At 41.9% G+C, this 12,483-nt stretch carries 6 protein-coding genes and 1 riboswitch; of the genes, 4 read left to right on the top strand and 2 right to left on the bottom strand.

All coding sequences use genetic code 11. The features are described from left to right. Positions 1 to 9 precede the first annotated feature (9 nt). Positions 10 to 1,398 carry an MATE family efflux transporter gene (locus tag BET01_RS14410; RefSeq protein WP_120197505.1) on the bottom strand — a complete coding sequence of 463 codons (1,389 nt, stop codon included), beginning with the start codon at positions 1,396 to 1,398 and terminating at the stop codon, positions 10 to 12. Positions 1,399 to 1,476: 78 nt separating this feature from the next. Next, positions 1,477 to 1,917 carry an FMN-binding protein gene (locus tag BET01_RS14405; RefSeq protein ID WP_120197504.1) on the bottom strand — a complete coding sequence of 147 codons (441 nt, stop codon included), beginning with the start codon at positions 1,915 to 1,917 and terminating at the stop codon, positions 1,477 to 1,479. A 158-nt stretch (positions 1,918 to 2,075) separates the two neighbouring features. On the opposite strand from BET01_RS14405, the gene addB reads away from it, so the two are divergent. The 4 genes from addB to BET01_RS14385 all read left to right on the top strand — a co-directional run bounded on the left by addB (position 2,076) and on the right by BET01_RS14385 (position 12,426). Beyond that, positions 2,076 to 5,519 carry a helicase-exonuclease AddAB subunit AddB gene (addB, locus tag BET01_RS14400; protein WP_120197503.1) on the top strand — a complete coding sequence of 1,148 codons (3,444 nt, stop codon included), beginning with the start codon at positions 2,076 to 2,078 and terminating at the stop codon, positions 5,517 to 5,519. Then, the gene (gene addA / locus BET01_RS14395; protein ID WP_120197502.1) at positions 5,497 to 9,192 is read left to right on the top strand and encodes a helicase-exonuclease AddAB subunit AddA; all 3,696 of its coding nucleotides are present in this window, start codon (positions 5,497 to 5,499) and stop codon (positions 9,190 to 9,192) included. Before addB ends, addA begins: the two co-directional genes overlap by 23 nt. Before the next feature lie 293 nt (positions 9,193 to 9,485). Continuing rightward, positions 9,486 to 9,581, top strand: a riboswitch (purine riboswitch). A gap of 139 nt (positions 9,582 to 9,720) precedes the next feature. After that, positions 9,721 to 11,001, top strand: a complete 1,281-nt coding sequence (locus BET01_RS14390; protein WP_120197501.1) for an amidohydrolase family protein — start codon at positions 9,721 to 9,723, stop codon at positions 10,999 to 11,001. Between the two features lie 30 nt (positions 11,002 to 11,031). Further along, a complete protein-coding gene (locus BET01_RS14385) occupies positions 11,032 to 12,426 on the top strand; it encodes an NCS2 family permease (RefSeq protein WP_120197500.1) in 1,395 nt (464 codons plus the stop codon). Positions 12,427 to 12,483 lie beyond the last annotated feature (57 nt).

The raw sequence follows: 12,483 nt of genomic DNA, 5'->3' as shown, positions 1-12,483 counted from the left end.
CAGAAGGGATTATTTTTTTATGCGGAATGGGAAGCGCAAGCATTTGAGCCTGCTAAAAAAGAAGAAATAAATAAGAAAGAGCACGGAAGTAGTAACCCAGGTCATGGGGTAAGTGAAAATTACGGTTTCAATGGTACGGTGTTTTGGAACTACGGTCCAGATCCAAACAACACGGAGCAGACAGACTCCCATACAGGTAAGCAGCATAGGAATCCAGCAGTCCCCAGTTCCTCTAAGAGACCCAGAGCAGATCTCTATGGAGATGTAAGTGATATAGACTGGAGCCAGATAACGGAGAATGTTTGTCCCAATTGAAATCACGCTGGCGTCCGTGGTAAAAAGAAGATATATATGATTTCCAAAGGCATAAAACAGGAAACTAAGTATTAGGGAGGAAGTAAAGCACATAGCCATACAGACTTTCATTCCTTTGTACACCCTGTCCTTTTTTCCAGCTCCGTAATTTTGCCCTACAAAGGTAGTGATTGCAATTCCAAAGGCGCTGACGATGGTAAAGAATACACTATCAATCTTTCCGTATGCAGTCCAGGCGGCGATGGTATTGGTGCCAAGGGTATTGATACTTGACTGAATGATGATATTTGAAAAGGAGTACATAACCGACTGAAGTCCTGCTGGAAAACCGATGCGTATAATTCTTTTTAACATACCAGAATCAATCTTTAAGTTACGAGGGATCAGGCGGTAGGATTCCTTTGTGTGCATGAGGACTAACACCACTAAAACGGCACTTAAAAGCTGTGATAAAACTGTTGCAAATGCAGCTCCCCGTACGCCGAAGGGCAGGTATACTACAAACAGGATGTCCAATATAATATTGGTAAAACAACTGGCAATGAGGAAATAAAGAGGCCGCTTGGAGTCTCCAACGGCCCGGAGGATTCCGGCTCCCATATTATAGATTAAATTAGCGGTTATTCCTATAAAATACACCCTCATAAAAGCCACCGCGTGGTGAAGAATTTCATCTGGAGTTCCCATGGCCTTTAGAGCAATGGGGGCAAATAAAATCCCGATTATGGTAAAAAGAATCCCTGATATAATGGAAAAGGCAATGGCCGTATGGACCGCCTGGCTTACCTTATCCTTTTGATTGGCTCCGTAATGCTGAGAGATGATAACCGTTGCACCAGAAGAAAGCCCTATGAAGAATCCGATCAGCAAATTGATCAAGGTTCCGGTAGGACCTCCTACTGCAGCAAGTGCTTCCTTACCCACAAATCTGCCGACAATGACGGCATCAATGGTATTATAGAGCTGTTGAAAAAATGTCCCAAATAAAATAGGAAAGAAAAACAGAAGAAGCTGCTTCCATATCACTCCCTCTGTAATCCCGTTATGCCCCAATGCATCTTGTGCTTTTGTAGTTTGATTCATGTTAGTTTTCCTCGATCATGTAAGTATGTAACTCGTTTTTTCATTATACTGTTATAAATGAAAAAATACAATCCCTGCTTATTCTTCCTTTGTAGCATTAAGAAGCGCCTGATCCACAGCCTTTAAAAGAACGCCTGAGGTATAGCGGGATTCCGTTGGATAAGAGATGTTTTTCGTAGACTGGTTTTTCACAATCTGTTCCGATAAGTTTTCCATTGCAGGCTGCATCAGTGGATACATGGTTGTAACAGCTTCGCTTAGGGAGACCAGGTTCACAGAGGTGATCTTTCCGGAATCTACGGTGACCTGAACATTGATATTCTGGTTATTCAGTGTTATGGCAGAGGCGTATACCCCTGGAACATAATGCACGGCGTCGCCAGACGTTGGAACAGAATCCCTTTTCGGGCGGAACATGACTAAAAACAAAGTGATAAGTAGTATTCCAAGTCCGACGAAGATTGCAGTGTAAATGATTTCTTTCATTCGTAAAACAACGATTTTTGTTTTTGAGCTCATATAAAAAGCCCTCCGTACAGTTTTGTTATAGTGTATTATTTTGATTTGGGTTTCATGCCTAAGATTTGATTGTTGTAAGGGGAAAACTATGTTAAGATGATAAACGAACATGCGTTTTATTTTAGCAGGAATTATTAGAAAAAGGAGACAAAAAGGTTATGTCCCTTCAGTTTATTTTAGGTGGATCAGGGTCAGGAAAGACCTATCGCCTTTATACAGAACTTATCCGGATGTCAATGGAAGATGCGGATACCAGATATATCGCCATTGTACCAGAACAGTTCACCATGCAGACACAAAAGGAGATTGTTACACTTCATCCCCGTCATGGTGTTATGAATATAGATATTGTAAGCTTCAACCGTCTGGCGTACCGAATTTTTGAGGAGCTAGCCATAGAAAATCCCCAGGTCCTTGATGATATGGGAAAATCTATGGTCTTAAGAAACGTTGCTTCTGAAAAGAAAAAGGAGCTGGTGCTTTATAAGGAGCATTTATCAAAGAACGGTTTTATCTCCCAGTTAAAGTCCATGTTGTCTGAGCTTTATCAGTATGGAATTACACCGGACATGCTCAAAGAAGAGCTACCGGAAACCATGAGCCCTATGCTAAAGCAGAAGCTTTTCGATATCTCCGTGATGTATCAGGGGTTTAAAGATTATATCAAAGACAAGTACATCACTACAGAGGAGATTCTCGATGTATTTTGCCGAATTTTGCCCCAGTCTGAACTTATAAAAGACAGCGTTATTACCCTAGATGGTTACACCGGTTTTACTCCGGTTCAGTACCGAATTCTTGGTCTTTTTCTCAGGTTTTGTAAAAAGGTGATTGTAACCGTTACCATCGATCCCTTAGAAAACATGAGTAAAAGGGCAGGAATGCAGGAACTGTTTTACATGAGCCGCCAGATGATATGGAAGTTAAATGATTTGGCGAAGGAAGCAAGTGCCATTCGGGATAAAGATCTTCTTTTAATGGAGCACCCAGCCATTCGCTACAAAGAGTCAGGGGAAAATCAGGATAATTCCTTAGATTTTCTAGAACAGAATCTATACCGCTATAAAGGGAATGTCTCTAAAAATACTGGAGCCATTCGTTTGATAAAAGCCTTAAATCCTTCCGAAGAAATCTCCTTTTTGATTCATTCCATGGAGGAGGCAATACGAAGGAAAGGCCTTCGCTACCGGGATATGGCGGTGGTTACCGGAGACTTAGGAAGTTATGCCAATGAGATCATTCATCAGTTTCAGCTAAATAACATCCCATTTTTCCTGGATGATAAGAAAAGCATATTAAAAAACCCAATGGTTGAGCTGATCCGAGCAGCCATTGAGATTATTCAAAAAGATTTCACCTACGAATCCATGTTTCGTTATTTGAGAACTGCCCTTATTATGAAGGAAGAGGATAAGGAAAAGTCAGATCGGCTGGAAAACTACGTGATTGCCATGGGTATTCGAGGATATAAAAGGTGGAATAGTACCTGGGAGGGCTGGTACCGGGGAGCCAAGGAGCTTAATCTGGAGGAATTAAATGAATTTAGAGAAAAGATCATAGCCCCATTAAGTGGCCTTCGGGAAGCGTTTCGTAAGGAGGATTCTACGGTTAGAACCATGACAGCGGCTGTCACAGAGCTGTTGATGGAGCTTGGAATTGAAGAAAAGCTTCTTGCTTATGAAACCAAATTTAAGGATATGGGAGAATTGATTCTTGCTAAGGAATACAGTCAGGTATACGGTCTGGTTGTGGATTTATTTGACCGGCTGGCAGGTCTGTTAGGCGACGAGCACGTTAGTAAAAAAGAATATGGGGAGATACTAGATGCTGGTTTTTCAGAGATAAAGGTGGGTCTTATTCCTGCTTCTTTGGACCGGGTAGTGGTTGGAGATATTACCAGAACCAGGTTAGACCATGTGAAGATTCTCTTTTTTATCGGAGTCAACGATGGAATTGTTCCGGTAAAAAAGGAAAAGAGCAGCCTGTTTACCGACCGGGAAAGGGAATTTTTAGGAACCCAGGCCATTGAACTAGCACCAACAAGCAAAGAAGAGGGATTTCGACAGAGATTTTATCTCTATCTTGCGTTGACGAAACCAGAGCAGGAGCTTATCCTGTCTTATTCTGCTATGGATGGGTCAGGAAAGAGTCTGCGTTCATCGACTCTAATTGGGGAACTAAAAAAGCTATTTCCTGATCTGAAAGAATTGATTCCGACCAAGGATCAGATGCCTTTGTCTATGAGAGAAGCAAAGGATTCTCTGCTTCATGGTCTGCGAGAATACCGGATGACGGGTGAGGATAAAAGGTTCTTAGGTCTTTTTAAAGCATTTCTTTTATCGGACCGTTATAGCGAGGAAGGGAAAAAGCTTTTAGATGCAGCCTTTTACACCTACGAGGAAAAGGGAATTGGAAAGGTGGCAGCAAGAGCCTTATATGGTTCTGTCATAAGCGGAAGTGTGACTCGTATGGAGCAGTATGCTTCTTGTGCCTACGCTCATTTCTTAAATTATGGTCTGGAGTTAATGGAACGGCAGGAGTATGAGCTGGCGGCAATGGATATTGGTAATCTGTTTCATGATTCCATTGATATGTGCTTTCAAAGGATCAGAGAGGACGGAAAGGATTTTAAAAACTTATCCGATCAGGAGAGAAAAGCGCTTGTCCATGAATGCGTATCCCTAGTCACTGGAGAATATGGAAATACTATTTTAAAAAGTTCCGCAAGAAATGCTTACTTAGCTGGTAAGGTAGAGCGTATCACGGACCGAACCATGTGGGCGCTTACAGAGCAGTTAAAAAAAGGTGATTTTGTGCCCGTTGGTTTTGAGGTATCCTTTTCCGCTTCTGATCATTTAAAGGCTATGCGGATTCCTTTATCGGGTGAGGAAGCCATTCACTTACGTGGTAGAATTGACCGATTGGATTTGTGTGAGGATGAGGATGCTGTCTATGTTAAAATCATTGATTATAAGTCAGGAAGTACGGCTTTTGATTTATCGTCACTGTTTTATGGCTTGCAGCTCCAGCTTGTGGTATATATGGATGCGGCCCTTGAGATGGAAGAGAGACACAGGCCAGAAAAGCAGGTCATTCCTGCTGGTATCTTCTATTATAACATCGGTGATCCTGTGGTGGACAAGGACGGGGACATGTCTGATGAGGAAATAGACCGCAGAATGTTAAAGCAACTTCGTATGAATGGTCTGGTTAACACAGATCTAAATGCCATCTCTCATATGGACCGTGAGATCGAGACGGAGTCTGATGTAATTCCCATTGCTATGAAAAATGGCATGATTCAGGAAAACAAATCATCAATCGCAGGCGGAAAACGGTTTAAGGCCCTGCGTCAGTTTGTACAGGAGAAATTAAAAACAGAGGGACAAGAGATATTAGACGGAATCATTGATGTAAAGCCTTATAAGCAGGGAAACAGAAGTGCCTGTGATTATTGTCCCTATCATGCAGTCTGTGGCTTTGACCTAAAGACAGAGGGGTATGGCTACCGCAAATTTAAATCACTAAAATCAGAAGAAATCTGGCCCGTAATTGAGGGAGAAAAGGAGGCAAAGGACGATGGCGATAAGCTGGACGGATGAGCAAAAAGCGGTTATTGAAAGTAGAAATAGAAATCTTCTTGTCTCAGCAGCGGCAGGAAGCGGAAAGACAGCCGTTTTGGTAGAACGCATCATCCGTATGATTACAGAGGGAGAAGAACCTTTAAGAATTGATCAGCTTCTAGTCATGACCTTTACAAAAGCGGCAGCAGATGAGATGCGGGAACGAATTCTAAAAGCGGTAGATGAAAAGCTGATGGAACATCCGGACAACACTCACTTGCAGATACAAGCGGCCATGATTCCCTATGCCAAAATCACTACCATCCATAGCTTTTGCCTTGGTCTTATTAGAGAGCATTATAATAAGCTTACTATTGATCCTGCCTTTCGAGTGGGGGATGAAGGAGAGCTGATTCTCTTGCGGGCAGACGTGATGAAAGAGATGCTAGAAGATTTCTATGAGGCGGCAGATCCTCGTTTTGAGCAGTTTGTAGAAACATATGCCAATGGTAAGACAGATCATGGCATAGAAGATTACATCATGCAGGTATATACTTTTTCTCAAAGCAACCCATGGCCTGAGGTATGGCTTGAACACTGCCGGGCTGAGCTTTTAGCAAGTGATATGGAACAGATGATGGAAACGGACTGGATGAAGTTTCTAATGGCTGATGCGGCCCTTCAGGTCACCGAACTTGCAGAGCAGATAAAACGGGCGGCAGAAGTCTGTGAGGAGGAAAACGGACCAGAAGCATACCTTCCCATGATGATCAGTGATTTACGCCTTTTAAATAGACTTTTAGAAGCAACAGATTATGAGACTTTGAATCAAGAATTAAAACAGGTAGCGTTTGATCGGCTTGCCTCCATTCGTAAAAAGGAGATTGATCAGGAGAAAAAGGCTTATGTAACCGGGGTAAGGGATCGGGTGAAAAAGGCTGTGTCAAAGCTTTCGGATCTTTATTCCTTTGAATCTCCGGATGAGGTTCTGTCAGATATCCAGGGAACCAAAGAAGCGGTGGCGATGCTTCTTGATCTGGCTGGTGAGTATGCCAGAAGGTACCAGGAGAAAAAACAGGAGAAAAACCTGGTGGATTTTAATGACTTAGAGCATTATGCCCTTGAAATTCTTTTAAAGCAGGAAGACGATCAAAGAATTCCTTCTGATGCGGCCGATGAACTGAGCAAGCAATTTGAAGAGATTTTAGTGGATGAATACCAGGACAGCAACGATGTTCAGGAAGCTTTAATAAGCAGCATATCAAGAGAACGGTTTGGGACTCCCAATGTCTTTATGGTAGGAGATGTAAAGCAGAGTATCTATCAGTTTCGCTTGGCAAGGCCTCAGCTTTTTCTGGATAAATACGAAGCCTACAGCAAAGAAGAGGGCAAATACCAGAAGATTGAACTTCATCAGAATTTTAGAAGCAGGGATGAGGTTTTGACAGGCATCAATGAGATATTTTATCAGATCATGACGAAGAATCTGGGCAATATCCGTTATACCAAAGATACAGCTCTCCACCCAGGTGCATTTTATCCGGAAGGAGAAGGCCGGGTGGGGGAAAAACCAGAGTTATTGATGATCCATGCAGAGGGCAATTTATTAAAGCAGTTAGATGACGACGGTGGGGAATTTACCAGCCGGGAATTAGAGGCAAAAGCAATTGCAGCAAAGATTCGTGAGTTTGTTCATCCGGAAACTGGTCTTTTGGTTTTTGATAAGAATATAGGTAAAACTGGAGGTTACCGGACCGCCAGGTATGGGGATATGGTCATTCTTTTAAGAAGTTTAAGCGGTTGGGCAGAGGATTTTGTAAATGTATTGATGAATGAAGGAATCCCGGCTTATGCAGAGAGAAAGACTGGGTATTTTACTGCCATAGAGGTGGAAGTAGTTCTTTCCATGTTAAATATCATAGACAATCCAATGCAGGATATTCCCTTGGCGGCTGTACTCAGATCACCTGTTGGTGAGGTGACGGATGAAGAGATGGCTCATATGACAGCCCTCTTTAAAAAGAAAGCAAAGAAAGAACAAGACAGGGGCATCTACGGGGCATGGCAGCAGTATCTAAAGGAATATGAAGAAGCAGAGGATGAAAATTATCCTAAATTATATAGAAAACTAAATCGATTTTCTAAGATGCTAACTGCTTACCGCACTAAGGCGGCCTACCTATCCATTCATGAACTGCTATACGATCTCTATGAGGGAACCGGATATTATGATTACGTTTCGGCAATGCCTGCTGGAGAAGTAAGAAGGGCCAATCTAGCCATGCTGGTGGAAAAGGCTTCTGCTTATGAAAAAACCAGCTACACGGGATTGTTTCATTTTATAAGGTATATTGAGAACCTTAAAAAGTATGATACGGATTTTGGAGAGGCATCTCTATCCGGAGATGAGAATACAGTTCGGGTTATGAGTATTCATAAAAGCAAGGGACTAGAGTTTCCTGTTGTATTTTTAGCTGGAATGGGAAAGAAGTTTAATAAACAGGATGCTTATGGCAAGATACTCATTGACCCGGATCTGGGAATTGGAACGGACTACCTGGACTTGGAGAGGCGTATCAAAGCCCCTACCTTAAAGAAGCATGTATTACGCCGAAAAACAGAGCTTGGAGCCATGGGAGAAGAGCTTAGAGTTCTCTATGTTGCTATGACAAGAGCAAAGGAAAAGCTGGTAATGACAGGGCTTGACCGCTACCTGGAAAAGAAGATGGAGCGTTATCAGGAGGTCTTTCGGGTGAAGGGAGAGATTCCTTTTACCATTTTATCCACGGCAGATTCCTATTTAGACTGGATGCTCATGAGCCTTTCTGGGAAATATTCAGATACCGCCATTCTACTTGATGAGGGACAAGATACGGGGAGTTTGATTGTCAGAGAGTTACCAGTTTCTGATCTGGTGGGACGGGAAGTAGAGCGTCAGGCAGGAAAGAAACTGACCAAGGAGCGGCTGTTATCCCTAGATACGACTGAGATTTATGACATGGAGTTTGAAAGGGAGCTTGCGGCTGCATTTGGCTACCAATACCCTTATGAGTCAGAGATCGGACTTCATACTAAGCTTTCTGTATCGGAGCTTAAAAAGCAGGGGCAGTTTCTTGATGAAGAGGAAAGTGAGTTCTTGCCGACCATTCCTAAGTTCTTAAAGGAAGATGGAGAAGGGGATGCGGTAAGAGGCGCTTACCGGGGAACTGCCTATCACCGGGTTCTGGAACTTTTAGATTTTGGTTTGGTACAGACGGAAGCAGACATTTCACAGGCACTGGTTGATTTTTCAAGGAATAAGCGTATGGATGAGGAAAGTATTTCCCTGATCTCTAATACGCTGCTTCTAAACTTTTTAACCTCACCTCTTGGTAACAGGCTTTCCATGGCGCAGCGTAATGAAAAACTAAAAAAAGAGCAACAGTTCGTCATTGGCATACCTGCTAGAGAGATGGATCTTGGAGATTCTACAGAGCTTATTTTAGTACAGGGGATCATTGATGCTTATATGGAAGAAGAGGATGGACTTGTTCTGGTGGATTATAAGACAGACCACATAAGAAAAGGGGAAGAACAGGTGCTCATTGATCGGTACCAAATCCAGTTAAATTATTATAAACGTGCGTTGGAGCAGATGACCGGGAAAAAGGTAAAAGAAGCGGTAATTTATTCCTTTGCACTTCAAAAAGAAGTGGTGGTAATCGGTTCATAGGAGAAGGAATCTCAAAAAGAATGATTCTCTGCCAGTAAGCATAAAAAATAGGCAATGTTATATAATAAGGAAGAGCATTCCGGTTTAGGAATAACTAGTATAAAATCTGGCAGAGAATCATGGAACAAAGTATTATTATGAAAAGCAATTCCTAAGAGGGAATTGACAGAAAATTCTGATTAATGGACTAAAAAATAGTAATAATACACGAAATGCACAAGAATAAAAATATCATTGACAAATAGTTGTACAATATGTTATAGTCGACCTGTCAGAGATCACAAAATTTATTTGATATCAGAATAAATGAAGCTTATATATGCTCATAATTGGTTGAGTGTTTCTACCAGCTACCGGAATAGTTGTCTATAAGTTTTCGCATGAAATACGGCGCAGCCCCTTTGGGCTGTGATTTGTAGTGCGTGCGCGGGAAGATAGAGGAAACGGTAGTTTTTTATTGCGCATGGAACAAAATGCTGCAATGGAAGCTGCCGTATTGTATTTATGGATAGCAGGATAGGAGGCTTTATGGCTGATAATAATAATTTTGTCTTTAAGGGAAACATATGCTACAGTGAGGATATCCATCTGTTACGGACCGTAGAACAGGGGTATTTGGTTTGTTTGGAGGGGAAAACGGAAGGGGTATATAAAGAACTGCCTGAGCAGTTTTTAAACCTGCCGCTTACGGATTGGGGAGATATGCTTATTACTCCTGGTCTTACCGATCTTCATATTCATGCGCCCCAATTCTCGTTCCGTGGGCTTAATATGGATCTGGAACTTTTGGACTGGCTGAATACGAATACGTTTCCGGAGGAAGCTAAGTACATTGATCTGGATTATGCGAAGAAAGCCTATCAGATTTTTGCCGATACAATGAAACGAAGTGCTACGACAAGAGCCTGCATTTTTGCCACCATTCATCGTCCGGCTACCCAGGTCTTAATGGATCTTATGGAAGAAACCGGATTAAGGACAATGGTGGGAAAAGTGAATATGGACCGGAATTCTCCTGATTTTTATTGCGAGAAGAGTCCAAAGGAGTCGGAACGGGAAACCATTGAGTGGTTAGAACAGGTAATGTCTAAATACAAACATGTCAGTCCCATACTCACACCTAGGTTTATTCCATCTTGCACGGATGAATTGATGGAACGGTTGTCAAGGATACAAAAGAAATATAAGATACCCGTTCAGTCCCATTTATCGGAAAACAAAAGTGAGATAACATGGGTCAAGGAACTTTGTCCTGCCTCAAAGTTTTATGGAGATGCCTACGACCAGTTTGGAATGTTTGGTAAACCTGCAAAGACTGTTATGGCTCATTGCGTTTACTCTACGGACGAAGAGATAGACTTAATGAAGAAACAGGGAGTTTATATTGCTCACTGTCCTGAGTCCAATACCAACTTATCTTCTGGAATTGCTCCTGTGAGAGCTTATTTGGACCAGAAGATGAACATTGGCCTTGGAACTGATGTGGCAGCAGGCACTGGAGAATCCATTTTCCGCGCTATGGCAGAGGCTGTTTCCGTCTCAAAATTAAGATGGCGCCTTGTGGATGAAAGCTTGAAACCAGTTACCATGGAAGAAGCATTTTACATGGGTACATTAGGTGGAGGGTCCTTCTTTGGTAAGATTGGAAGCTTTATAAAAGGCTATGAGTTTGATGCTCTGATTCTGGATGACAGCAGTTTGCCTCATCCACAGCCTCTTTCCTTAAAAGAAAGGCTGGAACGTTTTATTTACCTGTCAGATGACAGACATATCAAAGGAAAATTTACAGAAGGAAGCCGGATATTCTAAAAGTAGACTCCGGCATCAGGAGGTACGACAATGGCAACAAAAGATAAGGGAAGTTTTCTAGATAAGACATTCCACTTGTCACAAAACCACACGGATGTAAAGACAGAGGTAGTAGCTGGTGTTACTACATTTATGACAACTGCTTACATTCTGGCAGTGAACCCCAGCATCTTAAGTGCTACTGGAATGGATAGCGGAGCTGTATTTACAGCCACTGCGCTAGCTGCCTTGGTGGGAACGCTTTTGATGGCATGGCTTGCAAACTATCCGTTTGTACTTGCTCCAGGTATGGGGTTAAATGCTTTCTTTGCTTACACCGTTGTAATCAAGATGGGATATACTTGGCAGATGGCTCTGGCAGCCGTTTTTATTGAAGGGATTATCTTTATCGGTCTTTCTCTTACCAGTATTAGAGAAGGAATCTTTAATGCGATTCCATTGACCTTAAAGCATGCTGTTTCTGTTGGAATCGGTTTATTTATTGCTTTTATTGGAATGCAGAATGCAAAAATCGTTGTTGATAGTTCCACTCTTGTTTCCTTTTATTCTTTTAAAGGTTCTTTGGTAGATGGGACATTCCATACAGTGGGCATTACTGTTTTACTCTCCATCATTGGTATTCTTATTACATTTGTGCTTGTAGTAAAAAATGTTAAGGGCAACATGTTATGGGGAATTTTAATTACCTGGATTCTTGGAATGATCTGTGAGGCAACTGGCCTTTATCAGCCAAACCCTGAACTTGGTATGTTTAGTGTCTTTCCAGATTTAAGTTCTGGATTTGGAATTAAGAGCATGGCTCCTACCTTTATGAAGATGGATTTTTCTAAGGCATTATCTTTAGACTTTTTGGTGGTTATGTTTGCATTCCTGTTCGTAGATTTGTTTGATACACTGGGAACACTCATTGGAGTTGCTTCAAAGGCGAACATGCTTGATAAAGATGGAAGACTTCCTAACGTAAAAGGTTCCCTGCTCTCAGATGCCATTGCGACTACAGCAGGTGCCGTATTTGGAACCTCCACCGTGGTTGCCTTTGTTGAAAGTGCAGCAGGTGTGGCAGAAGGCGGAAGAACAGGTCTTACAGCCGTAGTTGCAAGTATTTTGTTTGGTCTATCCTTGTTTTTATCTCCAATCTTTTTGGCAATACCTGCGTTCGCTACAGCACCAGCCCTTGTGGCGGTAGGTTTTTTGATGATAACCTCTATCGTTAAGATTGATTTTAATGACTTTACCGAGGCGATTCCAGCTTACATTACCATCGTAGCCATGCCGTTTATGTATAGTATTTCTGAGGGTATTTCCATGGGAGTTATTTCCTACGTATTTATTAATGTTATAACAGGAAAGAGTAAAGAGAAGAAAATCAGTCCTCTGATGTATGTTCTGGCTGTCTTATTTGTTCTAAAATATATATTGATATAGAAGATTTTTAACATTTGGTTTAAATAATATGAAAGACCGTATGCCTCACACCAGTCA

This window comes from Lacrimispora algidixylanolytica, assembly GCF_003609635.1.
Lineage (GTDB): Bacteria > Bacillota > Clostridia > Lachnospirales > Lachnospiraceae > Lacrimispora > Lacrimispora algidixylanolytica.
Note: the sequence above shows the minus strand (reverse complement) of the source record. Positions and strands in the feature narration are given on the sequence as shown.

Bases quoted from the DNA above. Each gene is read 5' to 3' on its own strand.
- BET01_RS14405 (WP_120197504.1), bottom strand. From the start codon at position 1,917: ATGAGCTCAAAAACAAAAATCGTTGTTTTACGAATGAAAGAAATCATT.
- BET01_RS14385 (WP_120197500.1), top strand. From the start codon at position 11,032: ATGGCAACAAAAGATAAGGGAAGTTTTCTAGATAAGACATTCCACTTG.
- BET01_RS14410 (WP_120197505.1), bottom strand. From the start codon at position 1,398: ATGAATCAAACTACAAAAGCACAAGATGCATTGGGGCATAACGGGATT.
- BET01_RS14390 (WP_120197501.1), top strand. From the start codon at position 9,721: ATGGCTGATAATAATAATTTTGTCTTTAAGGGAAACATATGCTACAGT.
- addB (WP_120197503.1), top strand. From the start codon at position 2,076: ATGTCCCTTCAGTTTATTTTAGGTGGATCAGGGTCAGGAAAGACCTAT.
- addA (WP_120197502.1), top strand. From the start codon at position 5,497: ATGGCGATAAGCTGGACGGATGAGCAAAAAGCGGTTATTGAAAGTAGA.